Genomic DNA, 26,734 nt, shown 5'->3' with positions numbered 1-26,734 from the left:
CTCCTCGTTGTCGTCCTGGGCGTACACCTCGGCGTAGCTGCGCAGGATGGAGTTGGAGCCGAACACCAGGTCGATGCGGCTGGCGGTCCACTTCACCTGATCGCCCTGGCGATCGCGCACCTCGTACACGCCGTTGCCCGCGGGCTGCCAGGCGTAGGCCATGTCGGTCAGGTTGACGAAGAAGTCGTTCGTCAGCTGCCCTTCACGGTCGGTGAACACGCCATGCTGGCTGCCACCATGGTTGGTGCCCAGCACGCGCATGCCGCCGATCAGCACGGTCATCTCCGGCGCGGTCAGGCCCATCAGCTGGGCGCGGTCGAGCAGCATCTCCTCCGGTTTGACCACGTAGTCCTTCTTCAGCCAGTTGCGGAAGCCATCGGCCAGCGGCTCCAGGGGCTCGAAGGAGTCGGCGTCGGTCATCTCGGCGCTGGCGTCACCCCGGCCCGGGATGAACGGCACCAGCACATCGTGACCGGCCGCCCGGGCCGCCTGCTCGATGCCCACGCTGCCGCCCAGCACGATCAGGTCGGCGACGCTCGCGCCCGTCTCGGCGGAGAGCTGCTCGTAGACCTTGAGCACGCGCGCCAGGCGCCCGGGCTCGTTGCCTTCCCAGTCCTTCTGCGGCGCCAGGCGGATGCGGGCACCGTTGGCACCACCGCGCATATCGGAGCCACGGAAGGTACGGGCGCTGTCCCAGGCGGTCGCGACCATCTCGGCGATACTCAGGCCACTCTCGGCAATCTTCTGTTTGGCGGCCTCGACGGAATAGTCGGTGTTGCCGGCCGGCACCGGGTCCTGCCAGATCAGGTCTTCCTGCGGCGCGTCCGGGCCGATGTAACGGGTCTTCGGGCCCATATCGCGGTGGATCAGCTTGAACCAGGCACGGGCGAAGCAGTCCTTGAAGTACTCGGGGTCTTTGCGGAACGCATCCATGTACTGGCGGTAGACGGGGTCCATCTTCATCGCCATGTCCGCGTCGGTCATGATCGGGTTATGGCGGATGGACGGGTCCGTGGCGTCGACCGGCTTGTCCTCCTCCTGCATATCCACCGGCTCCCACTGCCAGGCCCCGGCCGGGCTCTTCTTGAGCTCCCATTCGTGGTCGAGCAGGGCCTCGAAGTACCCCATGTCGAACTGCGTCGGGTTCTTGGTCCAGGCCCCCTCGATGCCGGAGGTGATGGCGTTGGCGGCCTTGCCCTGCATGTTGGGGTTCTTCCAGCCGAAGCCCTGTTCCTCGACATCGGCCCCTTCGGGTTCCGGCCCCAGCGCGCCGGCATCGCCGTTGCCGTGGCACTTGCCCACGGTGTGGCCACCGGCGGTCAGCGCCGCGGTCTCTTCGTCGTTCATCGCCATGCGGGCGAAGGTCTCGCGCACCTGCTCACCGGTCTTCAGCGGATCGGGCTTGCCGTTGACGCCTTCCGGGTTCACGTAGATCAGGCCCATCTGGACGGCGGCCAGCGGGTTCTCCATCGTGTCGGGCTTGTCGACGTCGCCGTAGCGCTCGTCGGAAGGTGCCAGCCACTCCTTCTCGGCCCCCCAGTAGGTGTCCTTCTCGGGGTGCCAGATGTCCTCGCGGCCAAAGGAGAAGCCGAAGGTCTTCAGACCCATGTTCTCGTAGGCCACGTTGCCGGCCAGAATGATCAGATCCGCCCAGCTGATCTTGTTGCCGTATTTCTTCTTGATTGGCCACAGCAGGCGGCGTGCCTTGTCCAGGCTGGCGTTGTCCGGCCAGCTGTTGATCGGCGCGAAGCGCTGGTTGCCGGTGCCGCCGCCACCGCGGCCATCGGCAATCCGGTAGGTACCCGCCGCGTGCCAGGACATGCGGATCATCAGCCCGCCGTAATGACCCCAGTCGGCCGGCCACCACGCCTGGCTCTCGGTCAGCAGCGCGTGCATGTCCTTCTTCAGCGCTTCGAAGTCGAGCTTCTTCACCTCTTCCCGATAGTTGAAGTCCTCACCCATCGGGTTCGTCTTGCGGTCATGCTGGTGCAGGATGTCCATGTTGAGCGACTCCGGCCACCAGTCCATCACCGAGTGACCCGCGGCCGTCTCGCCGCCGTGCATGACCGGGCACTTGCCCATGTTCTGATGCTCACCCATATCGTTCTCCATGCTCGCTGCGCAGAGCGTATTCGTGTTCGGGAAGCCGCCATCCTTTCTGGGTCGCCGGCTTCCGCAGGGGACCGCACGTCGTTTTCGTCTCGGCCCGGCTGCGACCGGAGAACGGCGTGCTGTTTACGTATTTCTGAAGGTAGGCTGCCAGAGTCATTGGTGCCAGTTGAGATTCACCATAATCGCGATAGTCCGACACTATCCCTCCACGGGCGAGTGCACGGCGCGGCGGCTACAGGATGCCCTCGATCGCACGGCGCAACTCGGCGGAGCCGGGGCCTGCCTGGCTGGGGAAATGCGCGACCACCCGACCCTCCCGATCCACCACGTACTTGTAGAAGTTCCAGCGCGGGGCATCGGCCTGGCGCGCCAGCTCGCGGAAGATCGGATGGGCATCCGCGCCACGCACGCCAATCGGCCTGAACATGTCGAAGGTGACGCCAAAGTTCTCGAAGCACACCCGGGCGGTCTCGGCCTCGTCGTCGGCCTCCTGGTTGAAGTCATGGGAAGGGAAGCCGACCACCTTCAACCCCCGGTCCCGGTAGTCCTGGTGCAACTGTTCCAGACCGCCGAACTGGTCGGTGTAACCGCAATGGCTGGCCGTGTTGATGATCAGCAGCGGATGCCCCTGGAAACGCTCCTGCAGGTTCACGACCTCCGAGGAATGCAGCCGCCCCAGCTCGTGCTGGAACAAGGCCGCCCGGTCCGGTTCGCCGGCGCTCGCGACGGCCACCGGCAGCACCAGCAAGAGGGAAACAAACAAACGCGCAAAACGGAACATGGCGGATCTCCACACGGGCGTGAGCTTCTGACCACTACCACAGCGCGGGGTTCTTTCTTCGTTCGGCCACGACGGATGCGCCCGCCCCCGCCGGGATCGCCCCGATCTGGCGGGGTTCAGCCCCGGAATGCCGCGCCCTGGCCTGGCGACTGCGTGACGCGTACCCTCGTGCCCGAATGCCAAGAAGGTCTTCTCCGATGCTTGCTCGTACCCGCCCCCTCCTGCTGCTCGCACTGATCCTGCCGCTGGCAACCGGCTGCACCGCCGTGAAGGTGGCGGGTGCCACCGGAAGCGCCGCCGTCAGCGCCACCACCGGAACCATGAAGGCAACCGGCAAGGCCGTGGGCGCGGCGGGGCGCGCCGTCACCCCCGGCGGCAAGCAGGATGACGACGCCGAATAAGTCAGGAACCGTCACCCGCGGACGACGACGATCGGACGTAACAGGCAGCGGGTAACCAGAAAGGCGCAGCCGCCAGGGCAACCCGGTTGTCGGATGCCGGTCCGCCTGCCAGGCCCGCATACGGCGGCCGAGGAACCCCGCCCCCGGCTTCTTGCGCCGCCCCGCCTACCCGGCCCCGTACGTACGGGAGGCATCCTCGCGCCTTCAACCGTCGGCACCGCTGCTGCCGTGCGCGCACGGCAGGCCCGCCCGCCACCAGGCCAGCATCCCACCACGAAGCTGAAGGGCCTCGTAGCCGTGGGCGCGCAGTTTGCGTACGGCGGGGATGCTGCGGTGTGCACTGAGACAGATCGCCACCACAGGGCGATCACGATCCAGTTCCAGGTCGGACAACGCCGCCTCGGAGAGCCGAGTGATCGGGAGGTGCCGGGCGCCCGGGATGCGACTCCTGCTGTGCTCGACCCCGGTGCGCACGTCCAGCACTTGCACCTCGGCCTTCTCCAGCGCCCGCGCCAGATCCTCCGGACGGATCTCCGGCACGCGCCCGAACGGCCACCACGGGTTCCAGCCCATCGCGATCACCTCCTGCCCGGCTGCCTGTACCCACCCCGAGGATACCGCCACCCACACCCGCGAAACGCCTTGGCCCCATCCCGCGAAAGCCGAAAAGGCAGAGTCCACCCCTTTGTAGCAGCCTGCTCGCAGGCGAAGCCCCCGCCAAGACTGGCCGCAGTCCGGGACCGGTCGTCACCCCGACGCCGGGGGTTCGCACGACCGATCGGGGTGTTGGCGGGAACGGGTCTGCAGCCTGTCGCGAGCCGCCTGCAGCGGGTCGATATCGAGCTTGCGGGCCAGCAGCAGGAGATAGATCTGGACGTCGGCGATCTCCTGGCACACCGCCTCGTGACTGTCGGAGGACAGGTGGCTGGACTGTTCCTGGGTCAGCCACTGGAAGTGTTCGATCAGCTCACCGACCTCGCCCGCCAGCGCCATGGAAAGATTCTTGGGCGAATTGAACCGTACTCGGTCGCGCGCCTCGACGAACGCTTCCAGTTGCCGGGCGAGTTGATCCAGTCCCTGTGCGCCATCCGATTCTCGTGTCATCGCGCCCCCTTGTTATTGATCACCGCCCGGCTCGCATCGTACCCGCAACCAACGCCAGGCGTGCCGCCCCCTACAGCGGTGGCCCCGCGATTCCAGGCGTTGTTCACGAGCGCTCGCCGGCTACCGGCATAATCGGCCTTCAGCAACCGGGACTGCCCGCGGAACAAGGAACATCGCCCGATGGCGAGTGTAAAAAGTACCTGTTACGAGTGCGATGCGAACTGCGCAATCGACGTGCACCTCGACACGAATGGCGAGCCGGTGAAGATCGACGGTCCCGACTGTCCGCGCTGTTACGTCCAGCTGGATCGCCGCAACCACCCGGAGCGCCTGCTCTACCCGCTGCGGCGAACGGGCCCGCGCGGCAGCGGCCAGTTCGAGCGCATCTCCTGGGACGAGGCGCTGGACACCATCGCCGAGCGCCTGCACGCCACCCGCGAGGAACACGGGGCCCCGGCGGCGGCCTTCTTCGCCGGCTATACCAAGGAGGCCCGGCCGCAGCTCCAGCGCCTGGCGCATGCCTTCGGCTCGCCCAACTACCTGACCGAGAGCGGCTGCTGCTTCTCCTCCACCAAGGTGGCGGAGGAGGTGACCTTCGGCACAAAGATCAAGACCTCGTCCACCGTGGCCTCGGATGCCACCCGCTGCCTGCTGGTGTGGTCCACCAATCCGCGCGGGTCCATCCCGCCGTTCCATCAGCATGCGCTGGCCGCGGCACGCCCCGGCTGCGCCACCGTGGTGGTGGACCCGCGGGTGACCCCGCTGGCGGAGCAGGCCGAGGTGCACCTGCAGATCCGCCCGGGCACCGATGGCGCGCTGGCGCTGGGCATGCATTACCTGATCTTCGAGAACGGCTGGCAGGACCAGGCCTTCCTCGACGAATGGGGCAACGGGGTGGAGGCCTTTCGTGAATACGTGGCCGGATTCCCGCCGCAGCGGGTGGCGGCGATCTGCGGCATCGAAGAGGCCGACCTGCGGCGCGCCGCCGAGCTCTACGCGACCCGTAGCCCGGCGCAGATCATGCTCTCGCCCACCGCCACGGTGCAGCATTCCAACGGCTTCCAGAATCACCGCGCGGTGACCCTGCTGGCGGCGGTCACCGGCAACATCGACCGCGAGGGCGGCAACCGCTTCTTCAACGACAAGGTCACGCCGAAGCCGATCGACCTGTTCGAGCACTGCAAACAGAACCTGCCGCCACGCATCGGCGACGAGACCTTCCCGGTGTGGACGGCCCACTGGCCGGCGGCACAGAGCATGCTGCTGCCGGACGCGATCCTGGAAGGCCGGCCGCAGCGGGTGCGCGCGCTGCTGGCGATGGGCATCAACACCGCGATGTGGCCGAACTCCAAGCGCATGGAACAGGCGCTGGGCGCGCTGGATTTCTTCGCCGTGTCGGACTTCTTCCACAACCCGGCCACGCGCATGGCGGACATCGTGCTGCCGGCCGCCACCAGTCTGGAGCGCCCGGCGCTGATCGCCTATCCCGGCTGCAACTTCCGCGGCGAGCTGCGCTACCGCCATCAGGCGGTGGCCCCGCGCGGCGAGGCGCGCGCCGACGGTGAGGTGTTCCTGGAGCTGGGCGTGCGCCTCGGGATGGCGGACCAGTTCTGGAACGGCGACCTGGAGGCCAGCTGGGCCGAGGCCGCCGAGGGCATCCCCGAGACCATCCGCGAGCAGGTGTACAACGACCCGGACGGGGTCACCGTGTTCGCGAAGGCGCTGGACGACCTGGTCGAGCACGGCTTCGAGGAGGGCGATCGCCAGTACCGGCTGCATGGCTTCCGCACGGTCAGCGGCAAGGTGGAATTCGACGCCGCCGAGCTGCGCGAGGCCGGGCACGACGGCCTGCCGGTCTGGCGCGAACCCGCCGAGAGCCCGGTCTCCACGCCGGATCTCGCGCGCGACTATCCGCTGGTACTGACCAGCGGCGCGCGCCACAAGCACGCCACCCACTCGCAGCACCAGTACCTGGAGCGCATGCGCCGGGCGATGCCGGAGCCGCTGGTGGAACTGCACCCCGAGGACGCCGCGGCGCGCGGCATCGCCGACGGCGACACCGTGGAGGTGCGCTCGCCACGCGGGCGGGTCGCCTTCGTGGCGAAGGTCACCGACCGCATCAAGCCCGGCGTGGCGCACTGCCAGCACGGCTGGAACCACGCCAACGTGAACGAACTGACCGACGACCGCTCGCTGGACCCGATCAGCGGGTTTCCCGCGTTCAAGTCGCTGCTGTGCGAGGTGGAGCGCCTGGCGGCAGGCCACGCAAAACGCCAAGCGGAGGCCGGGTAGTGCCGTTCGTCGGTGTCCTCCCCGAACGCGAGCATATCTTCCGGCCCGAGCCGTGTCGGGAGGTGGCCGTGTCCGACGCCGCCGCCTGGCGGCTCAATCCGGACCACCGGCATATCTACGACAAACTGCATCTGGCCCTGGATGCCGGGCTGACCGCCGCACCCTGCGGCGTGGCACCCACGGACCTCGGCATCGCGGCGGACGCCGAGGTGTTCGTCAAGCCGATCACCAACCTCGCCGGCATGGGGCTGAACGCACGCACCATCCCGGCCGGCGACGTGCCGGCAGAGCCCGGCAGCTTCTGGTGCCAGCGCCTGCAAGGTACCCACACCAGCACCGACTGCCTGGTGGAGAACGGCGCGGCACGCTGGTTTGCCCACACCCGCGGTTCGGAGGCGAAGGACGCCGCCCGCCCGATCTACTGGGAGATCGGCGCCGCCGCGCCCGAGATCGAGCCCTGGATCGCCGACTGGGTTCGCCGCAACCTGGCCGGCTACAGCGGCCTCTGCAACCTCGAACTGATCGGCGGCCGGCCGATCGAGGCCCACCTGCGCGGCTCCAACGGCTTCTTCGACTTCTACGGCCCGGAGTTCATTTCAGCCTGGGTCGCGCTGGCCGACGGCGAGGCGTTCACCCCGCCCCCGCCCATCCCCGGTGGCTTCGTAATCTCGGTGTTCGGCGAGGCCGACCTGAGCAAGGCCAACCTGCAGGCCGCCGAAGCGGCAGGCGTCGACGTGCAACCCGACCCGTCAACACCGGGCCGCGCCGTCATCCTGCGCTGTCGTGACCGCAAGGCCAGCTTCGACATCTACCGACGACTCACCGGGCACACGCTGTAGCCAAGGTGCACCGCTTCCGGAGCTGGCGCACCAAGATCAAGCGTGACAGGTCTAGACAGAGCAAAGGTTTGGGACCGTCGCCATTCCGCGCCCCCACCTGCGTCATCCCGGACACCGCAAAACAGTGAGCCGGGATCTCCGCCGCCTCTCCAGCCCGAAGATCCCGGTTCTGCGCTCCGGGCCGGCGAGGCAGGAGGCCACACCGGGGCGCTGCCCGGCGGCTGGCTCAGCGCACGGAGAGCCGCATGGTCATGGCGTGGGTTGCGCCCGCGGCAAGCGGGTAGGCATCGTCCAGGACGTTGGCGACTTCGACGCAGACCGCCTTGCGGTACTGGTCGTCGGGCATGTCGGCGAACGACTGGACACCTTCCGGGCCGGGGTTCCAGAGCACGCTGCTGGCGCTGTTCTCGCGTTCGATGACGATCTCGCGCGCGTTGCCCCGATCCTCGATCACGAGCGTGCCCGGGTGGCCGACGAACACCTGCTCCATCGGGGTCATCATGGCGACGTCGCCGGATTGCGTCCCGCGTTCGCCGTCCGCCAGCTTGTCGATCCGCGTGGTCCCGTCCAACCCGCGCACCACCAGGCCCTCGGCCTCGCCCACGCCGAAGTAGGTGTGGAAGGCCTCCGACACACGCCACTCGCGATCGCTGCGGTTCTCGCCCTCCAGCGTCATCTCCAGGGCCTCGCCCAGGGTGACGTGCAGGCGCAGCGAGAACTCCAGCGGCCAGGCCTTGCGGATGTCGTCGTCCGGGGGCAGCACGAACACGACGTGCGTGGCATCGCCGACCGATTCCACGGACTCGACATCCCAGAACGCATAGCGGGCGATCCCGTGACCCTTCTTGTGTTCGTCGCTTGGGTCGGGCCCCAGCGCGGCCGGATCGTACGAGCCGAACCATGGCCAGCAGACGGGGACACCGCCGCGCACCGGTTTCTTGCCGTCGTAGAGTGCAGTATCGCTCACCCACAGCACATCGGCGCCACCCTTCGGGCGATAGCTCAGCAGTGTCGCGCCAAAGGTCGTGATCGTCGCGCTGCCGTGCGCGTTCTCGATATCGATCATCACCAGCGCATCCTGCTGGCGAAACCGCACATCCGGATGCGAAAACTGTTCCGTGAGCGCTTCAACCGTCATCTGATCTCTCCTGTCCGACATGGGCCGAAGCGTAGCAGACCCCGTGACGCACCGAGTGCCTCGCCCATGTGCGGGGGATCCCAGGCGCCGGATCCGGTCCAGGCCTTTGCACCAGCATTGCGACCGCCTGGTGCTTGAGCCCGCTCGACCGATTGCCGCGGCCTCTGCGAGGCCTCGAAATGACCGGTTCGGGTGCGAGTATCAGGCGGGGAGTGGCAGTTGGCCCTGGTAGTGGAACTGGGTCAGGGGGAAGTCGTGCAGGGCGCCGTCGCGGGGCTTGAGGAAGCGGACGTGGTCGGCGGTGAGCTGGCACAGCCAGGGATCGTGGCGTGCGGGATTGTTGCGGGTAAACGGGCGCGCGTTGAAGAGCCCGAGGTTCAGGCCGGCCTCGTGATCGCGGGCGGACGGGTATTCGAACAGGTCGATGCCGGCCTCGCGCAGCGCGGCGCCCAGGGCCTGGGTGGCCTGATAGTCGGCGGGATGACGCAACAGGTCCGCGTGTTCCGCGAACGGGGGCTGATGGAGCTGCAAGCCATTGGGGCTCTGGTAGCGTGCGGCGAACAACGTGTGCTGGGTATCGAGCTTGCGCGGTGGCGGGGTCGCCATGCCATGCCAGAACACGAACCGGTAGTAGGCCGCTTCGGCGAGGACCGTACGCTCGCGCAAGGCGCCGTAGAACAGGCTGGGTTCGTGACGACGGCCGAAGCGCGAGCCGTGGCGCAACGGCGGATAACGAAACGGGGTCGCGAGGAGATCATGCAGCCGTTCCGTGCCCGGAGGCCGGGGCGGCTTGGTCGCCTCCAGCATCGCCTCCAGCACCGCCTGGCGGTCGAGTGAGGAAACGAGCTGGTTGATGGCGACCGGCTCCTGGCTCTCCACCAGACGAAGGACCTCCCCTCTCAGCGTGACGCGCGGCGCGGCATCGACCAGGGCATTCCAGTCCGGCATATCCGTCTCGCTTCACAGCTTGCCGCGGATCGCATCGAGATACTCCAGCACACCCACCAGGCCCTGCACCGTGCGGATCTGCTCGGCGGGCACGCCACGGGTGTGATGATTCTGCGTGTGCATCCAGTGCTTCATGGCCGCAGCATCCCCGCCGGTCAGGACGTACAGGGCGCGATAGCAGCGGATCAACAGCAGCGCCAGTTCACCCGGCTTGCTGGCCGGGTCAACGTTGCCCCGGCTGATGTCCGTACGCCCGCGTCCGATCACCTCGCCCAGCTCCGCCTGGGTCAGGCCCAGCGCCTTGCCGGCATTGACCAGCGCCTCGCGCAGGACATCGGCGCGCTCCGGGGCCAGGGCTTCTGCAGTGCTCATGACGCCTCTCCACAAAGTCCCATATGGAACATCGTACTAACAAATGTGCATAATGAACATTCTTGAAGCATATCGGTTCAGACCATTCCGATGCGGACAAAGCCCCTTTCGCCGGCCCTGAATGGGCACGATGGAATCGCAAGCCGGGGCTGGAGTGCTACGATCGGCCCAGTCCATTGACCCACGGCCCGACTCCTTCGGGCCGATCCCGCCGGAGGGAGCGCCATGCTGATCTCGCTGCTGTTGATGATTGCGTTGCTGCTGGTCGCGGGCGCCCTGCTGATCTGGCAGGTCAGCATCATCTTCAGCATCGAGATCGAGGACGGTCATCCGCGGGTCCGCCGCGGCGATCCGCCGAAGTCGTTCCAGCACACGGTGCGGGATGTGGCACGGCGCTACGCTATCCAGAAGGGCCGTCTGACCGCGGTCCGCCGCCAGAAGGGGCTGCGCCTGCGCGGATCGTCCTCGATCCCGAAGGAGGCCCACGCTGAACTGCAGGCCGCGCTGCAGCGCATCAAGGTAGGCCAGAAGCGCCGCAAAAAACGCCGATGAGCCCGGCCCGCGCGGCACAAGCCGTGGTGCCGAATCCTGCCGCGTCCGGGCCGCGTGACGGGACCTGGTACGTCTATCTGCTGGAATGCCAGGGTGGGCGCATCTATACCGGAATCACGCCGTACCTCGCGGCGCGCATGGCTGCCCACGCCGCCGGGCGCGGGGCCCGGTTCACCCGCATGCACAAGCCCGTACAGCTACTGGCGGCCCGCGGCTTTGCCTCGCGCAATGAGGCCCTGCGCGAGGAACACCGGGTCAAACAGACCTCGCCGCGTGCCAAGCGTTCGCTGGCCCGCCAGTGGGCCCGCGAAGCCGTCGTTGACCGATGCTCCGCCGCGGTCAGTCCGCGGGGCGCCGCCGCGACGCCTGGAACCGGCGCTGCACCGACTCTTTCGGCCCACCCGTCAGCAGGCTGACAACGACGATGGCCACGGTGGCCAGGAGGAATCCGGGCAGGAGTTCGTAGACGTCGAACAGCCCGCCCCCGGCCAGGTTCCCGAGGATTACCGCGGCTGCGCCCACGATCCCGGCCAGCGCGCCGCGGCGCGTCATCCGCGACCAGTACAGCGCCAGAAATAGGATCGCTGTACCCGACCCGGGAGCCTTAGCCTGTCGAAGCGCAGACCCGGACGCAGGGCATCACAGGTGACCGGTCTTCACGTAGATCAGCGTCTCCTCCTCCACCCAGGGATCGTGCTGACTCGAATGCGGGCTGCGGATCCACGTGCCGGCGGGATAGCGCCCGTGCTCGTCAATGAACTCGCCGGACAGCACCAGGATCTCCTCCCCACCCCAGTGCCGGTGGGGCTGGAAGTGTTCGCCCGCCGGCCAGTGCACCAGTGCGGTGTGTTCGGTCCCGAATCTGTGCAGATGCAGCACGCGCAACCCGCCGATGCCCGGCTGGAAGGGCGCCGAGCGGGTATCCACCACCACCTTCTCGCGGTCCTCCGGCGCGAACTGCTCCAGCTTCACGAACAGCGTGCAGCCGGGATCCGAGTGCGGCGTATGGCGGGAACCCGGCGGATTGCGCAGGTAGGTGCCGGCGGGGTAGGCACCAGTTTCGTCGGAGAACACGCCGTCCAGCACCAGGATCTCCTCGCCCAGCGCATGCGTGTGCGGCGGGAAACGGGCTCCGGGCTGGAACTGCACGATGCTGGTGGCGCGGCCCGCTTCCGCCTGCTCGCGTTCCAGCGGCTTGCGCACCACGCCGTCGGCACGGCTGCCGCTCCACGACTGCGCCGCCGTCTCCACGACCACCGGCCGGTTCAGATCCAGGTTCAGGGCTCCCGTCATGCGCGCTCCGATCGTCTTTTCAATCGAACACAGCCCCGGCCGGTTAGTTCCTTGCCGGCAAGGGCACGGGCGTTCAGTGATGGTGACCGTCGTGGCCGTGAGGCTCAGCACCCGGGTGGTTTTCCGCCTCGCCGTGATAACCGCGGGCCTGCCGATAGCGCGCCTTCTGCTCGTCGCTGAGCAACGCATCCATCTTCAGATGGTAGGACAGATGCACGTGGCGCAGGCGGCCACGCAGCTCGCCGATCTCGACCGTGAGCGTCTCGATGGTATCGCTGGAGATCCCGCCCTCCGCGAAGCGCGCGTCCAGTTCCCTTTCGCGCTCCACGATCCGTCGGCCCAGTTCGCGCGCCTGCTCCTGCATGGTCTCGAACAGCCGCTCGGTCTCGCGGTGCTGGTCGGTCGTCAGGTCCAGCTCCCCGGACACCTCCAGCACATGCAGCGGGCCCGGATAGCCGTGCAACTCGGCCGGCAGCGCCATCCCCATGCCGCGTCCTTCCTGGAGGTCTTCGGTCTCCTGCGCGGAGAGCGCCTTGATTTTGCGCTCCTGCAACCCGGAATACGGATTGGCCGCGGCCGATGCGGACATCACCAGCGCAAGGCTCGCGCCCATCCACCCCGAAAAAGCAATAACACGATGCATGAAGGAATCCCCTGGCAAGAAATGGCGTCTGGATTGTAGCGCTCAGACCAGTCACGGGACACCGAACCGCTCACGGACGTCTAGACTCCGGATCGATACTTATAAAAAGGCAAAAGGACGCGACATGCTGATTATCGGCTTGATTGTGGTCGTCGCCGCGCTGGTGTTCGCCACTGCGAAATTGCGCGTGCATCCGTTCCTCGCCCTGCTCATCGCCGCCTTCGCGATGGCACTCATCGGCGGGATCGCGCCGCGCGAGGCGATCAGCGTCATCAATGACGGTTTCGGCAGCACCCTGGGCTACATCGGCATCGTGATCGCCCTGGGCACGATCATCGGGGTCATCCTCGACCGCACCGGAGCGGCCGTGGTGATGGCGGAGGCGATCATCCGCGCGCTGTCCGACCGCTTCCCCACCCTGACGGTCTCGATTATCGGCTACATCGTGTCCATCCCGGTGTTCTGCGACTCCGGCTACGTGATCCTGAACTCGCTGAAGAACGCGCTGGCCAGGACCGCCGGCATCTCGGTGGTCGCCATGAGTGTCGCGCTGGCCACCGGGCTGTTCGCCACGCATAACTTCGTGCCGCCCACCCCCGGACCGATCGCGGCGGCCAGCAACGTCGGCATCGCCGATGCGCTGGGCCTGGTGATCCTGGTCGGGCTGTTCGTCTCCGCGGTGGCGGCCGCCGTGGGCTGGCTGTGGGCCAGCCGCTACACGCATGCCAATGACGAAGAACTGCTGGAACCGGATCCGATCAGCGAGGCCACCGGACAGGAGGTCGAGAAGGAAGAGCTCAAGCTGGAGCACCGCCCGACGACCCTGGGCGCGTTCATGCCGATCCTGGCGCCCATCGTGCTGATCTCCATCGGCTCCGTTGCATCACTGGTAACCCGGGATGCCGACGCCGGCCTGTTCGCCGCCGCGCTGATCTTCCTCGGGACCCCGGTCGTGGCGCTGGCCATTGGCGTCATCTTCGCGCTGCTGCTGATCAAGGGAGCCGGCATCAAGGACCGCTTCCACCAGATGACGGTGGACGCCATCCTGCTCGCGGCCCCGATCATCCTGATCACCGGGGCCGGGGGCGCGTTTGGCAACGTGCTGCGCGAGACGCCGATCGGCGACCAACTGGGAGACCTGCTGAGCGGTCTGGGCCTGGGCCTGCTGGTGCCGTTCCTGATCGCGGCGGCGCTGAAGTCCGCCCAGGGGTCGTCCACCGTGGCGCTGGTCACCGCATCCAGCATGATCGCGCCGATGCTCGCCTCCCTGGGCCTGGATTCCACCATGGGCATGGTGCTGGCCGTGATGGCCGTGGGTGCCGGTGCGATGACCGTCTCGCACGCCAACGACAGCTTCTTCTGGGTGGTCACCCAGTTCAGCCGCATGAAGGTGTCCACCGCGTACAAGGCATTCACCACCGCCACGCTGCTGCAGGGCATCAGCGCGATGATCACCATCTACCTCTTGGGGCTGATCTTTGTCTGAACGATTCCGGGTCGTCGTCTGCCCGGACAGCTACAAGGGAAGCCTGGAGGCCGAGGACGTCGCCGCCGCCATGGCCCGCGGGGTGCACGCCGCGCGACCGGATGGCCGGGTGCGTTCCCTGCCCATGGCGGATGGCGGCGAGGGGACGGCACGGCTGGTCAGCCACACCCTCGGCTGGGCCTGGCACCTGTCGGATGTGACCGGCCCCACCGGCGCCCACCTGAGCGCCGGATGGGGCTGCGATCACCGCGAGCAGCGGGCCGTGATTGATGTCGCCTCCGCCTGCGGGCTGGACCGGATCCCCGGCGACCGGCACGACCCCTGGCAGCTCCACAGCTTCGGCGTCGGCGAACTGATGCGGGCGGCCCTGGACGCCGGCGCCGAACACCTGATGATCGGCCTCGGCGGCAGCGGCACGGTGGATGGCGGCGCGGGCATGCTGGCGGCCCTGGGCGTGCGCTTCCTGGATGCCAAGGGAGACGCGCTTGCGCCCCACCCGGCGGGCCTGGCCGATCTGGCACGGGCCGATTTCGACGCACTGGACCCGCGCCTGGCCCGCATCGACATCACCGTGCTCAACGACGTGGACAACCCCCTGACCGGGCCGCATGGCGCGGCGGCGGTATTCGGCCCGCAAAAAGGCCTGAAGGCGGCCGACATCGCGGCGATGGATGGGCACATGGAGCATCTGGCCCGTTGCATTGATGCCGCCGGGCACCTCCATCGTCCCACCGACACCCCGGGCGCCGGCGCCGCCGGCGGACTGGGCTTCGCGCTGGACTGCGTCCTCGGCGGTAGCGCGCGCATGGGCGCGGGCTACCTGGCCGAACTCATCGGGCTGGATGCCGCGATCCGCGAGGCCGATCTGGTCATCACCGGCGAGGGCCAGCTGGACGGCCAGACCTCGCACGGCAAGGTGGTGGCAGAAGTCGTGCGCCGCGCCCGGGAACTGCAGGTCCCGGTGGTGGCGATCGCCGGTTCCATCGCCTGCAACGAGGCCGAGATCGCCGCCTTCGGCCTGAGCGACGCCCGCGCCCTGTGCGACGGCAGCATTACCCTGGACCAGGCCATGGCCCGCCCGGCACACTACATCGCCGAGCGCAGCCGTGCGCTGATCGAGGCGACCGGGACCTGATCGGATCCTCCGGGTCAACCAGTGTCTGCGTCTCGCCCGGCCGGCAGCGGACCCAGCGACGACCTCACAACGCTACGGCCGGACGTAGGTAAATCCGGCTCGCTGCAACTCGTTGATACGCTCCACCCCGCTGTTGACGATCTTTACGCCTTCGGTCAGGTCCTCCTGCAAGACACCCATGGCGCGCATGGTGTTGGCGCAGGCCGAAAAGTGGATTCCCTGGCTGGCCATTTCTCGCACCCGGGAAGCCTGTTCGGCATCCGCCAGCATCATGCGCAGCCCCGGGCCATACGCGACCACTTCCACGTAGGCGTTGTCGTAACCGTAGGCGGCCATCGTGTTATTGGCGTTGTTCAGCGGCAGATTCAAACTCACGTCGTCGCCACGTGACACCTGGAACACCACGAAATGCTCCGCGAAGGGATCCGTCTGCGGCTTCACCTCTGGCTCCACCACGGTGGGCTCGGGGTGATAGAGATCACTCGATTGTTCGGGCTTGGAGGACTCCGCAGGCGTGTAATCCGGCGTTTGCGCTTGTGCGCCGCCAAGGGCGAGAGCCGTTGCCAGGGTCAGGACCGTCAGGGACGATTTCGTCATCATGTTCATCATGGGACTCCCATGTGATATTCGAGGAAGGCGTATGCCTTCGTGTCGCGGGGCCGCGGCATTGCGTGGAAACCCTGTTAAGAAGGCTACGCCGGGGTGGTCCGCGATCGTCAGGAGCGGCAGCCCACGTTTTATGTCCCATCGTCCGTTTGTCCCGTGGACGAGCGGCCCACGTTGCCCCATTTCCGCAACCGAGGAACGACTCGGTGCCGGTCCGGTCGGAAGGCCGCACGGAACCCAAATATCTACAAGGAACGCACCCCATGACCGATCACGACGACGCGCTTTTTCGCCCTTACACCCTGGGCCCACTGGAGTTGCCGAACCGGGTGCTGATGTCCCCGCTCACTCGCTCGCGCGCCGGACAGCCGGGCGACGTCCCCACCGATCTCAACGCCGAGTACTACGCGCAGCGCGCCGGGGCCGGGCTGATCATCAGCGAGGCGACGCAGGTCTCGCCGCAGGGCAAGGGCTACGCCTTTACGCCAGGGATCCACTCGGCCGAACAGGTGGACGGCTGGCGCAAGGTCACCGAGGCGGTGCATCACGCGGGTGGGCGCATCCAGGCACAGCTGTGGCACGTGGGCCGCATCTCGCGCCCGGAACTGCAGCCCGACGGTCAGAAGCCGGTCGCCCCCTCCCCCATCCAGCCGGAGGGCGCCTACACTTTCATCAGTGCCGAATCCGGCATGGTTGAAGTACAGGAGCCGCGCGCGCTGGAACTCGACGAGTTGCCGGGCATCGTGGAGCAGTATCGCCAGGGCGCGCAGAATGCCAAGGCAGCCGGCTTCGACGGCGTGCAGATCCATGCGGCCAACGGCTACCTGCTGGACCAGTTCATCCGCAGTGGCAGCAACCACCGCACCGACGCCTACGGCGGTTCGGTGGAGAACCGCATCCGCCTGCCGCTGGAGGTGGTGCGCGCGGTGATCGAGATCTGGGGGCCGGAGCGCGTGGGCATCCGCGTGAGCCCGACCGGCAGTTTCAACGGCATGCACGATGATGATCCGCTGGCAACGTACAGCGTCTTCGCCGAAGCCCTGGACGCCACCGGCATCGCCTACATCGAGGTGGTGGAGGACTCCTTTCAGGGCAACCACGAAACCGGCCGCCCGGAATCCATCATCGACGCCATCCGCTCGCGCTTCAGCCGAACCTACATCGGCAACGGCGCCTACACCGCCGACGAGGCCCGCCAGCGCATCGACGCCGGCTGCTGCGACCTGGTCACCTTTGGCCGCCCGTTCATCGCCAACCCGGACCTGCCCGAACGCTTCCGCCGCAGCGCCCCGCTCAACGAGTGGGACGAAGCCACCTTCTACGGCGGCGACGAACACGGCTATACCGACTACCCGGCGATGTCCGGCTGAAACCGCCCCGGAGCGCCGTTTGCACAACCCATGCACGCGTGGCGTCTTGCCCTCGTCCGGGTCCCGGCGTAGATTGCGCTGCCATGCGCACTGCCAACCGTCATACGTGGCTGCACGCCCTGCTGGTCCTGAGCCTGGTGCTGACCATGCCCCTGCTGCAGGGGGCGGGGCTGCACCTCCACGTGGGCGATGCGCACGACGCATCGCCTCATGCGGCGCACGATGCCGGGCACGCCCACCATCACGACGAGGCAGCCGAGGTCGACCTGACTCCGCAGGCCACCGGCAAGCCGGTAGCCGTTATCGATCTGCCCGGCGCGGCGCTGCCAACAACGGCCGGCGACCTGTCCGTGGCGACAACGCGCGCACCTCCTCGCATCGCGGACCGCACCTACCCCCTTCGCGCATCCCCTCCCTGGCTCGCTCCGCCTCTGCGCGGCCCGCCCGCCTGACCCATTGATTCGAACGTAGCGCGCTGACGCCTCCCTGGGGGCACAGCCTGGATCGTCATCAATGGGGAGTGTCTCCCATGCCTTATTCGGTTTTTGCCTGGTCGGTCGCTGGACTGATCGGACTGCTTTGCCTACCCCCTGCGCTCGCGGACACGGGCCGCTGGAGCCTGGACCGGGCGGTTACTCACGGGTTATCGGTGGCCCCCGAGGCCGAGGCCTTCGAACACCGCATTGACGCCCAGCGCGGCGCGCGGGATCAGGCGGGGCGCTGGCCCAACCCGACGCTGGAAGCCGAAGCCTCGGACCGCATGGGGCTGGAAGACCAGCGCGGCGGTTACGCGCTGAGCGGGATCGCCGTGACCCAGCCGCTCCCGCTATGGGGGCAGCTCGGGCATCGGCGTGACGCCGCCGCCGCCCGCCTCGCCGCAACCGAGGCACAGGCCCAGGCCGAGCGCCTGGAACTGGAAGGCCATATCGGCGCGGCGTTTCATGCCTGGCAACAGGCGGAGACAGGGCTTGAACGGGCGCGCGAGCGTCTGGAAGAGGCCCAGCGCCTGGGGCGCATCGCCCGACTGCGACAGGAACGCGGGGACCTGTCCGAGCGCGAGCGTCTGCGCATCGGCCTGTTCCGCTCCGAGGCCGTGCGCCAGTTGGAGGCCGCCGAGGGTGAGCGGACCGAGGCCCGCGCCACCCTGGCCGCCTGGCTCGACCGGCGCCCCACCACGCTGGGCACCGCCCCCGCCTTCGACGAGCCGCCCCCGCAACCCGCCGGGATCGAACCAGAGATGGTGGTGGACCAGCACCCCGCCCTGCGTGCAGCGTCCGAACAGCAACAGGCCGCACAGCTGGACATCGCCCGCGCACGTGCCGAAGGGCGCCCTGATATCGGCGTCCGGCTGTTTCAGGAGCGCGACGTCATCGACGGCCGCCGGGAGACCTCCACGGGCGTGGCGCTGCAGCTCGAACTGCCGCTATGGGATCGCAACCAGGGGCGCGTCCGCGAAGCCGTGGCGGATCACTACACACGCCAGACCGAGGTCCGGGCCCTGCGGCGCGACCTGACCCGCCAGGTCGAGGCCGGCCGCGTGCACCTGGCGCACCTGCTGGACGAACTGGACCGCCACCGCAACGAGACGCTGGTGCCCGCCCGGCGCGTGCGCGACCTGACCTACCGCGGCTACGAGAGCGGCGAGGCCTCTTTGCTGGAAGTGCTCGAGGCCTACAACACCCATTTCAACGCGATCGCGCAGGAACAGGATCTGCTCGCCCAGAGCTGGGCGGAGTGGCGCGAGCTGCGCATCGCAACGGGGCGCGGCCTCGTGGAGGACACCCAATGACATTCCGAATCACCCACCGGATTACGCGCATCGCCACCCTGCTGGCCCTGGCCATGGCGACCAGCCCCATCCTGGCCGAGGACCTCGAGATCACCCATTGGGATGCGGGACTGGAATGGTTCCTGGAGGCCGGGCCCCTAAAGGCCGGAGCCTCGGAGACCTTCCTGGTCCACGCTACCTGGCTGGATGACTTCCGTCCGGTCACCACGGGGGAACTGACCCTGCAGATGCATGACCGTTCCGGGAAGGTATTCAGCGAAGCCACCACCCATCTCGACCGCGAGGGCATCTTCACCGTCACCCTGCAACTGCCCGAAGCCGGGCGCTATTTCCTGACCGGGGTGCATGAAGATGCCGACGGCCTCCGCGAAAGTACCCTTGGGCAGGTGACGATCCCCGGCGGCCACCGCCATGGCCAGGAGGACGACCATGCACACCCTTCCGACGACGGGCATGCCCACGACGAGGAGCACGGGCACGACCATGGCACCGACGAGCAAGGTCATACCCCCGACACGGATGACCATGGGCACGAGCACGGTGACAACGAACACGGACTTGGCGACGAAGAACACGCTCAGGAGGCGGACAACGGGATCACCTTCCTCAAGGAGACGCAGTGGCGCATGCGGTTCGCCACGGCCCCGGCCCGTTACGAGCCGTTCGCCGAACGCATCGAGGTCCCCGGCACGATCCGCGAGGTGCCCGGCCAACGCACCCGACTGGTCGCCCCAGCCGATGGGGTCATTACGGCGGACGGGGACTGGCCGGCACCCGGCCGGGCGGTAAGCGCCGGTGACAGCCTGATGCGCCTGGCGGTGTTACCGGACAGCGGCACCTCCAGCGGCCTGGCCCTGGAACTTGCCCGAGCACAGGAACGCCTGACCGCGGCCGAGGCCGACCTGAAACGCGTGACAGCTCTTGCCGAGGAGGGCGTGATCGCCGACAGCCGGGTGGTGGAAGCCCGTCGCGAGCGCAACACCGCTCGGGCCGAACTGGACGACGCCCGTGACCGCCAGAAACGGCTCGACGGCAACACCGATTCCGGGACGCTCGCCCTGCGCGCCCCGGCTGGCGGCCGGGTGGAATCCCTGGATATCAGTCCCGGGGAGGTTGTACAGGCCGGCCAGCGCCTGGCCAGCGTGCTGGATGGCGGGCATCTGTGGTTGGTGGCGCACCTCTATCCGGCGGATCTGGCGCGGGTCACGTCGCTGACCGACCCGGCCGTGCGCCATCCGGGCAGTCGCGAGTGGCGGGCCGTCGGGGGCGAACCGGTGTGGGAAGGCGGGGCCTTCGACGGCCCGGGGCAGACGCTTCCGGTCGCCTTCACCCTGGAAGCCGCAGACACCCGTTACCGTCCCGGCATGCCGGTGACGGTCTCGCTCGCGGCCGGGACGCCCCGCCATGGCGTCACGGTCCCGGTCGGGGCGCTGATCGACGACGATGGCGTGCCGATCGTGGTCGTGCAGACCGGCGGCGAATCATTCGAGCGACGTCCAGTCCGTACCGGGGCCCGCTCCGCCGGGCGAGTGGAGATCCTCTCCGGCATCGAGGCGGACGAGCGCGTGGTCACCCGGGGCGCCTATGCGGTACTGCTGGCGGGCCGGGGTTCCGATGACAGTGGCCACGGCCACGCGCACTAAGGGGATGGCGACATGCTGGATCGACTGATTCGATGGTCCCTCGCCAACCGTCTGCTGGTGATGGCCGGGGCCCTGGGCATCCTGCTGCTGGGGGCCTGGCAGGCAAGCCAGGCCCCGATCGACGTGTTCCCCGACCTGACCGCGCCCACCGTGACCGTGATGACCGAGGCTCCCGGCCTGGCCGCAGAGGAAGTGGAACAGCAGGTCAGCTATCTGATCGAGTCCGCGGTGAGCGGCGCGGCCGGGGTGCGCCGCGTGCGCTCGCAGTCCGTGGCCGGATTCTCGCTGGTGTGGGTGGAGTTCGAGTGGGGCGAGGAGATCTACCAGGCCCGGCAGGTGGTCAACGAGCGTCTGGGCCGCGTGCAAACGCAACTGCCCGCAGGGGTCGCCGCCCCGCAACTGGGGCCGATCAGTTCGGTCATGGGCGAGATCGCCTATCTGGGCGTACGCGACGACGCCCGCGAGGACGGCATGCGCGCCCGGGAGGTCGCGGACTGGGCGGTTGCGCGCCAGCTGGAGGCCATCCCCGGCGTGGCCCAGGTGACCACGCTGGGCGGCCAGGTCCGCCAGTACCAGGTGCGGGTCGCCCCCGAGCGCCTCGCGGCGTTCAACCTGAATCTCGTGGAGGTCCGCGACGCTGTGGAGCAGGCCAGCCGCAATGCGGGCGGCGACCGGTTGAGCGACGGCGGGCAGGACTACCTGATCCGTTTTCTCGGTCGCGCCGAACGCCTGGATGAGATCGAGCGGGCCGTGGTCGCCGTGCGCGACGACATGCCGATCCTGGTGCGACATATCGCGGAGGTCGCGATGGGCCCGGGCATCCCGGTCGGCGATGGCGGCGTGAATGGGCACCCCGGCGTGGTCGTGGCCGTCTCCAAGCAACCGGATGCCGACACCCTCGAACTGACCCGGTCGATCAACACGACGCTCGCGCGGCTGGAAGCGGGGCTGCCCGAAGGCATCACCCTCGAACCCAATTTGTTCCGTCAGGCCGATTTCATCCAGACGGCCGTGGCCAACGTCGCCGAGGCCCTGCGCGACGGCGCGATCTTCGTGGTGCTGATCCTGCTGGTGTTCCTGTTGAGCGTACGGATCACACTGATCTCGGTCCTCGCCATTCCATTGTCGCTGACCATCGCCCTGCTGGCCCTGCAGGCACTGGGCATCACGATCAACACCATGACCCTGGGGGGCATGACCATCGCCATCGGCGCGTTGGTCGACGACGCCATCATCTTCGTGGAGAACATCTATCGCCGCCTGCGCGAGAATGGCAGCGACAACCACGATCGCGCCAGTCTGGACGAAACCGTGCGCCAGGCCTGCTCGGAGATGCGCTATCCGGTGGTCTTCTCCACCGTCATCATCATGCTGGTGTTCGCCCCGCTGTTCTTCCTGAGCGGGGTAGAGGGTCGTCTGTTGCAGCCGCTGGGGGTGGCCTACCTGATCGCGATCGCCGCATCACTGATGGTGGCCCTGACCGTGACGCCGGTGCTCGCCCGCTGGCTGCTGCCCGCGATCGCGCGCCGCAATTCCGGGCGCGAACCGCCGGTGGCCGCCCTGCTGCAACGCGGCTACCGCCCGCTGCTGCGCGCCACGCTCCGGTTCCGGCGCAGCATCCTGGCGATCTCCACCATCCTCGCTGTGGCCACGCTGGCGGCTACGCTGCTGCTGGGGCGATCGTTCCTGCCCGACTTCAACGAAGGCAGCCTGACCATCGAGATGGCCACGCCGCCCGGAACCAGCCTGGAAACCTCGGCGGAGATGGCCGGCCAGGTCGAGCGCTGGCTGTTGGAGCAGGATGCGATCCTGTCCGCCGCCCGACGCACCGGACGCGCCGAGGGGGCGGAGCATACCCAGCCGCCCCATCTGAGCGAACTGGATGTCCGTCTGGGCCCGCTACCACAGGGGAAGGAGGCGTTCCTCGAGGAGTTGCGCGCGGGACTGGCCGCCTTCCCCGGGCAGTTCAACATCGGCCAGCCGATCTCGCACCGTATTGACCATATGCTCACCGGTGTTCGCGCAAACCTGTCGGTGAAGGTGTTCGGCCCCGGGCTGGGCGAATTGCAGCGGCTGGCGAAGCAGGTCGAGGCGACCCTGGAAGGAATCGACGGCATCGTCGACCTGTCGGTCGAGCCCGTCGCGGCGGTGCCCCAGATCCGGCTGCATACCGACCGTACCGCCCTCGCCCGCTACGGCCTGACCGTAGCCGACGCCGCCGAGACCGTCGAGACCGCCTGGCGTGGCGCGCGCGTCGCGCAGATCTTCGAAGGCGAACGACGCTTCGACCTTGTCGTGCGCCTGCCGGCGGAACATCGGGTGATCGACGGCCTGGCGGACATCCCGATCCGCACGCCGACCGGACACCACATCCGTCTGGGTGAGGTCGCCGAACCCCGGATCGAACGCGGCCCCAACCAGATCAACCGGGAGAATGCCGAACGCCGCCTGGTGGTCAGTGCGAACGTGGCGGGTCGCGACCTGCATGGCGCGGCCAGCGAGGTCCGCACCGCCATCGACGAGCGGGTGGAGCTGCCGGAGGGTTATCGCGTGGAGCTGGGCGGCCAGTTCGAGGCCGAGGCGCAGGCCACCCGCACCATCGTCATCGTATCCGCCGGCGTCCTGGTCGCGATGCTGCTGGTGCTGCAGCTGGCCCTGCGCTCGCTGACTCTGGTCCTGCTGGTGATGGTCAACATCCCGCTGGCCCTGATCGGCGGGGTAATCGCGGTGTTCGCCATGGGCGGCGTGATGACCATCGCGGCCCTGGTCGGCTTCATCACTCTGTTCGGCATCGCCGTGCGCAATGGGTTGCTGCTGATCAGCCGCTACCAGAGCCTGGCGGCCGAAGGCGTGCCGCTGGACGAAGCCGTGGAACGCGGGGCGCTGGAGCGGCTGACCCCGATCCTGATGACCGCACTTACCGCCGCGCTGGCGCTGATCCCGCTGGCTCTGGGCCTGGGCGAAACCGGCACCGAGATCCAGGCCCCGATGGCCATCGTAATCCTCGGCGGCCTGCTCAGCTCCACCGCCCTCAACATGCTGGTGCTGCCAGCCATGTACCACTGGCTGCGCTCGCGCCCATCGGCGCGAGCCTGACCGAAGCTGCCCGTGCACGAGCATTACCATGTGCGGCAAGGCATCTACCGCATCCTCTACGTGATCAAGGACGATCAGCTGAGCGCCAGGGTGGTGAAGGTTAAGGAGACGCGAGGTCTATCGCTGAAGCGCTGACATCAGACGGCGACGTCGGCCAGGTGACCCTTGCCCTCCAGCCAGGACCGGCGTTCGGAAGCGCGCTTCTTGCCGAGCAGCATGTCCATCAGGTGCATGGTGTCGTCGGCGGCATCGAGGGTGAGCTGCACCAGGCGCCGGGTGTCCGGGTTCATGGTGGTCTCGCGCAACTGCAGCGGGTTCATCTCGCCCAGCCCCTTGAAGCGGGTCACGGAGACCTTGCCCTTCATCTTCTCCGCCTCGATGCGCTCCAGCACCCCGGCCTTCTCGTCGTCGTCCAGGGCGTAGAAGGTCTGTTTGCCGACATCCACGCGATAAAGCGGCGGCATCGCGATGTAGACGTGCCCTCGCTCCACCAGCGGGCGGAAGTGCTTCAGGAACAGTGCGCACAGGAGCGTGGCGATGTGCGCACCATCGGAGTCGGCATCCGCAAGGATGCAGACCTTGCCGTAGCGCAGCCCGTCCAGGCTGGCCTGGCCCGGGTCCACCCCCAGGGCGACGGAGATGTCATGGATCTCCTGCGACCCCAGCACCTGGTCGGGATCGACCTCCCAGGCATTCAGGATCTTGCCGCGCAGCGGCATGATCGCCTGGAAGTCACGATCGCGCGCCTGCTTGGCGGAGCCACCGGCGGAGTCGCCCTCGACCAGGAACAGCTCGGTGCGCTCCAGGTCCTGGCTGGCGCAGTCGGCCAGCTTGCCCGGCAGGGTCGGGCCCTGGGTGACCTTCTTGCGCACCACCTTGCGCCCGGCGCGGCTGCGCTTCTGGGCATTCTGGATCGACAGCTCGGCGATGCGCTCGCCCTGCTGCGGATGCTGGTTCAGCCACAGGCTGAAGGCGTCCTTGACCACGCCGGAGATGAACGGCGCAGCCTGACGCGAGGACAGCCGCTCCTTGGTCTGCCCGGCGAACTGCGGATCCTGCATCTTGAACGAGAGCACGCTGGAGACCCGCTCCCAGACGTCCTCCGGGGCCAGCTTGATCCCGCGCGGGAGCAGGCTGCGGAACTCGCAGAACTCGCGTACGGCATCGGTCAGGCCTGTGCGCAGGCCGTTCACGTGCGTCCCGCCCTGGGTGGTCGGGATCAGGTTCACGTAGCTCTCGCTGACCACCTCGCCGCCCTCCGGCAGCCAGGTCACGGCCCAGTCGGCGGCCTCGGTAGCGCCGGAGACCGAACCCATGAACGGCTCCTCCGGCACCCGCTCCAGGCCATCCAGAGCCTCCACCAGGTAGTCGCGCAGCCCGGCCTGGTAGCGCCATTCGCAGGCCTCGCCGGTGGTCTCGTCGCGAAACGTCACGGTCAGGCCCGGGCACAACACGGCCTTCGCGCGCAGGATGTGTTTAAGCCGGGGCACCGAGAATTTCGCGGAATCGAAATACTGCGGGTCCGGCCAGAAGTGCAGTGTCGTGCCGGTGTTGCGCTTGCCGACGTCGCCGACCGCTTCCAGGTCCCGGGTCTTGCGCCCGCCGGCGAAGGTCATGCGGTACTCGCGTCCGTCACGCTTGATCTGCACCTCGAGTTGCTTCGACAGCGCGTTGACGACCGAGACGCCAACCCCGTGCAGACCGCCGGAGAACTGGTAGTTCTTGTCCGAGAACTTCCCGCCCGCGTGGAGGGTGGAGAGGATCACCTCCACGCCCGGGCAGTTCTCGCGCGGATGGAGGTCCACCGGCATGCCGCGGCCGTCATCGGACACCGAGACCGAGTCGTCCTTGTGCAGGACCAGGTCGATGCGCCGAGCGTGGCCGCTGATCGCCTCGTCCACCGAGTTGTCGATGACCTCCTGCGCCAGGTGGTTCGGGCGGGTCGTGTCGGTGTACATGCCCGGGCGCTTGCGCACCGGGTCCAGCCCCTCGAGGACCTCGATATCGGATGCGGAATAGCTCACGTGATGATTCCTGTGTCGATCGCGCACTCGCGGATGCGCGAAGGGTAGCAAATCAGGGCTGCTTGCAATCGTCCCCATCATCCCAACAATGCACTGCAGATTCCGTATTCAAGTTTTTCAGGAGGGTTCCCATGGCAGAAGCCGCAAGCGCAACCGGCGAAGACATCCTCGACGTCACCCAAGAGAGCTTCCAGCAGGCCGTGCTGGACGAGTCCCACAAGCGCCCCGTCGTGGTGGATTTCTGGGCCGCCTGGTGCGGCCCCTGCCAGCAGTTGATGCCGCTGCTGCAGCAGCTGGCCGCGCAGTATGCGGGCAAGTTCCGCCTGGCCAAGGTCAACAGCGACGAGCAGCAGGCCCTGGCGCAGCAGTATGGCGTGCGCAGCCTGCCCACCGTGATGGTCTTTCGTCACGGCAAGCCGGCGGACCAGTTCATGGGCGTGCAGCCGGAGCCGAACATCCGTGCGATGATCGACAAGTACCTCGAGAAGCCATCGGACAAGCTGATCGAAAAGGCGCGCGAACAGGCCCAGGCTGGCGACACCGACGGGGCCGTGGCCACGCTACGCACGGCCTTGGAGGAAGACCCCGACAGCAGCGACTTGCGCATCGAACTGGCCCGCGCCCTGGCTCAGACCGGCGACACGGACGGGGCCGAGGCCGAACTCGGCAAGCTGCCGCTGGGCCAGAGCGAGAAGGAAGAGGCCAAGGCCCTGCGCGCCCGGCTGGTGTTCGCGAAGGCCGCCGCCGGCATCGATCCGCAGGCGGTGGCGCAGGAGCTGCAGGAAGGCGACCCGCGCCCCGAGGCACTCGAACAGATGGCGGCCTATGCGATGCTCTCCGGCCGCGCAGAGGAAGCGCTGGGACTGTACCTGCAGTTAATGAAGCAACACCGCTCCTACAACGACGGCGCCGGCCAGAAGGGCCTCCTGGCGGCCTTCGAGGTGCTCGGCAACGACCACCCGCTGGTCGGGCAATACCGCCGGCAGATGGCCTCGTTGCTGTATTGACCGGGTTCCGGTTGCCGGCACAGCATCTTTTCAGCAGGCTACGGCTTCGAACCCGCCCCTTCGGCCAGAGGGCTGGCCTCCTACAGCACGCGCCAAGCCCTTA

The 26,734-nt window shown here is 67.9% G+C and carries 23 protein-coding genes and 1 pseudogene; 13 read left to right on the top strand and 11 right to left on the bottom strand.

The window, feature by feature from the left end; all coding sequences use genetic code 11:
* Both katG and ACESLR_RS04165 read right to left on the bottom strand, forming a co-directional pair.
* Positions 1–2,112: catalase/peroxidase HPI (gene katG, locus ACESLR_RS04170; RefSeq protein WP_373066696.1), on the bottom strand; the 2,112-nt coding region annotated here is incomplete at its 3' end.
* A 232-nt stretch (positions 2,113–2,344) separates the two neighbouring features.
* Positions 2,345–2,893, bottom strand: a complete 549-nt coding sequence (locus tag ACESLR_RS04165) for a glutathione peroxidase (protein WP_373023806.1) — start codon at positions 2,891–2,893, stop codon at positions 2,345–2,347.
* 197 nt (positions 2,894–3,090) lie between these two features.
* Between ACESLR_RS04165 and ACESLR_RS04160 the strand changes: the two genes are divergently transcribed.
* Positions 3,091–3,294 (top strand): hypothetical protein, encoded by a 204-nt coding sequence (locus ACESLR_RS04160; RefSeq protein WP_373023805.1) that lies wholly within the window; start codon positions 3,091–3,093, stop codon positions 3,292–3,294.
* Positions 3,295–3,498: 204 nt separating this feature from the next.
* Here the strand turns inward: ACESLR_RS04160 and ACESLR_RS04155 are convergent, their stop codons facing one another.
* Complete coding sequence (locus ACESLR_RS04155; protein ID WP_373023804.1) at positions 3,499–3,867, bottom strand: rhodanese-like domain-containing protein; 369 nt, start codon at positions 3,865–3,867, stop codon at positions 3,499–3,501.
* Between the two features lie 174 nt (positions 3,868–4,041).
* On the bottom strand, positions 4,042–4,398 hold the full coding sequence (locus tag ACESLR_RS04150; RefSeq protein WP_373023803.1) for a nucleotide pyrophosphohydrolase: 357 nt from the start codon (positions 4,396–4,398) through the stop codon (positions 4,042–4,044).
* A 180-nt stretch (positions 4,399–4,578) separates the two neighbouring features.
* Between ACESLR_RS04150 and ACESLR_RS04145 the strand changes: the two genes are divergently transcribed.
* Both ACESLR_RS04145 and ACESLR_RS04140 read left to right on the top strand, forming a co-directional pair.
* The gene (locus ACESLR_RS04145) at positions 4,579–6,690 is read left to right on the top strand and encodes a molybdopterin-dependent oxidoreductase (protein ID WP_373023802.1); all 2,112 of its coding nucleotides are present in this window, start codon (positions 4,579–4,581) and stop codon (positions 6,688–6,690) included.
* Positions 6,690–7,529: a hypothetical protein gene (locus ACESLR_RS04140; protein WP_373023801.1), complete on the top strand. Its 840-nt coding sequence runs from the start codon at positions 6,690–6,692 to the stop codon at positions 7,527–7,529. The genes ACESLR_RS04145 and ACESLR_RS04140 overlap by 1 nt, the downstream gene beginning before the upstream one ends.
* A gap of 226 nt (positions 7,530–7,755) precedes the next feature.
* On the opposite strand, the gene ACESLR_RS04135 is transcribed toward ACESLR_RS04140, so the two are convergent.
* From ACESLR_RS04135 to ACESLR_RS04125, 3 genes are all read right to left on the bottom strand, one after another.
* Positions 7,756–8,667: a D-hexose-6-phosphate mutarotase gene (locus tag ACESLR_RS04135; RefSeq protein WP_373023800.1), complete on the bottom strand. Its 912-nt coding sequence runs from the start codon at positions 8,665–8,667 to the stop codon at positions 7,756–7,758.
* Between the two features lie 201 nt (positions 8,668–8,868).
* Complete coding sequence (locus ACESLR_RS04130; protein WP_373023799.1) at positions 8,869–9,615, bottom strand: RES family NAD+ phosphorylase; 747 nt, start codon at positions 9,613–9,615, stop codon at positions 8,869–8,871.
* A 12-nt stretch (positions 9,616–9,627) separates the two neighbouring features.
* The gene (locus tag ACESLR_RS04125; RefSeq protein WP_373023798.1) at positions 9,628–9,987 is read right to left on the bottom strand and encodes an antitoxin Xre/MbcA/ParS toxin-binding domain-containing protein; all 360 of its coding nucleotides are present in this window, start codon (positions 9,985–9,987) and stop codon (positions 9,628–9,630) included.
* A gap of 225 nt (positions 9,988–10,212) precedes the next feature.
* On the opposite strand from ACESLR_RS04125, the gene ACESLR_RS04120 reads away from it, so the two are divergent.
* Complete coding sequence (locus ACESLR_RS04120) at positions 10,213–10,539, top strand: DUF3634 family protein (RefSeq protein WP_373023797.1); 327 nt, start codon at positions 10,213–10,215, stop codon at positions 10,537–10,539.
* Positions 10,536–10,862 (top strand): annotated as a pseudogene (locus tag ACESLR_RS04115) (GIY-YIG nuclease family protein); the annotation flags it as partial. The gene ACESLR_RS04120 and the pseudogene ACESLR_RS04115, both read left to right, overlap by 4 nt.
* A gap of 316 nt (positions 10,863–11,178) precedes the next feature.
* Here ACESLR_RS04115 and ACESLR_RS04110 read toward each other — a convergent pair.
* Entirely contained in the window at positions 11,179–11,832 is a 654-nt protein-coding gene (locus ACESLR_RS04110) for a cupin domain-containing protein (RefSeq protein WP_373054181.1), read from the bottom strand.
* 73 nt (positions 11,833–11,905) lie between these two features.
* A complete protein-coding gene (locus ACESLR_RS04105) occupies positions 11,906–12,475 on the bottom strand; it encodes a Spy/CpxP family protein refolding chaperone (RefSeq protein WP_373023795.1) in 570 nt (189 codons plus the stop codon).
* Between the two features lie 124 nt (positions 12,476–12,599).
* Between ACESLR_RS04105 and ACESLR_RS04100 the strand changes: the two genes are divergently transcribed.
* Positions 12,600–13,961 (top strand): GntP family permease, encoded by a 1,362-nt coding sequence (locus ACESLR_RS04100; protein ID WP_373023794.1) that lies wholly within the window; start codon positions 12,600–12,602, stop codon positions 13,959–13,961.
* Positions 13,954–15,096, top strand: coding sequence for a glycerate kinase (locus tag ACESLR_RS04095; RefSeq protein WP_373023793.1), 1,143 nt, complete (start codon positions 13,954–13,956; stop codon positions 15,094–15,096). Before ACESLR_RS04100 ends, ACESLR_RS04095 begins: the two co-directional genes overlap by 8 nt.
* A gap of 72 nt (positions 15,097–15,168) precedes the next feature.
* Here the strand turns inward: ACESLR_RS04095 and ACESLR_RS04090 are convergent, their stop codons facing one another.
* Positions 15,169–15,702, bottom strand: coding sequence for a DsrE family protein (locus ACESLR_RS04090; RefSeq protein WP_373066692.1), 534 nt, complete (start codon positions 15,700–15,702; stop codon positions 15,169–15,171).
* Positions 15,703–15,965: 263 nt separating this feature from the next.
* Here ACESLR_RS04090 and ACESLR_RS04085 point away from each other — a divergent pair, with 263 nt between their 5' ends.
* The 5 genes from ACESLR_RS04085 to ACESLR_RS04065 all read left to right on the top strand — a co-directional run bounded on the left by ACESLR_RS04085 (position 15,966) and on the right by ACESLR_RS04065 (position 23,600).
* Entirely contained in the window at positions 15,966–17,072 is a 1,107-nt protein-coding gene (locus ACESLR_RS04085) for an alkene reductase (protein ID WP_373023791.1), read from the top strand.
* An 83-nt stretch (positions 17,073–17,155) separates the two neighbouring features.
* A complete protein-coding gene (locus ACESLR_RS04080; protein WP_373023790.1) occupies positions 17,156–17,524 on the top strand; it encodes a hypothetical protein in 369 nt (122 codons plus the stop codon).
* A 77-nt stretch (positions 17,525–17,601) separates the two neighbouring features.
* On the top strand, positions 17,602–18,861 hold the full coding sequence (locus ACESLR_RS04075; RefSeq protein WP_373023789.1) for a TolC family protein: 1,260 nt from the start codon (positions 17,602–17,604) through the stop codon (positions 18,859–18,861).
* On the top strand, positions 18,858–20,504 hold the full coding sequence (locus tag ACESLR_RS04070; RefSeq protein ID WP_373023788.1) for an efflux RND transporter periplasmic adaptor subunit: 1,647 nt from the start codon (positions 18,858–18,860) through the stop codon (positions 20,502–20,504). Before ACESLR_RS04075 ends, ACESLR_RS04070 begins: the two co-directional genes overlap by 4 nt.
* 12 nt (positions 20,505–20,516) lie before the next feature.
* Positions 20,517–23,600 carry an efflux RND transporter permease subunit gene (locus ACESLR_RS04065; protein ID WP_373066688.1) on the top strand — a complete coding sequence of 1,028 codons (3,084 nt, stop codon included), beginning with the start codon at positions 20,517–20,519 and terminating at the stop codon, positions 23,598–23,600.
* Between the two features lie 137 nt (positions 23,601–23,737).
* On the opposite strand, the gene parE is transcribed toward ACESLR_RS04065, so the two are convergent.
* Positions 23,738–25,624, bottom strand: coding sequence for a DNA topoisomerase IV subunit B (gene parE / locus ACESLR_RS04060; RefSeq protein ID WP_373023783.1), 1,887 nt, complete (start codon positions 25,622–25,624; stop codon positions 23,738–23,740).
* 131 nt (positions 25,625–25,755) lie between these two features.
* Between parE and trxA the strand changes: the two genes are divergently transcribed.
* Positions 25,756–26,631, top strand: coding sequence for a thioredoxin (trxA, locus tag ACESLR_RS04055; protein WP_373023782.1), 876 nt, complete (start codon positions 25,756–25,758; stop codon positions 26,629–26,631).
* Positions 26,632–26,734: the final 103 nt, after the last annotated feature.

Source organism: Thioalkalivibrio sp. (assembly GCF_041685615.1).
Taxonomy (GTDB): Bacteria; Pseudomonadota; Gammaproteobacteria; order Ectothiorhodospirales; family Ectothiorhodospiraceae; genus Thioalkalivibrio.
Note: the sequence above shows the minus strand (reverse complement) of the source record. Positions and strands in the feature narration are given on the sequence as shown.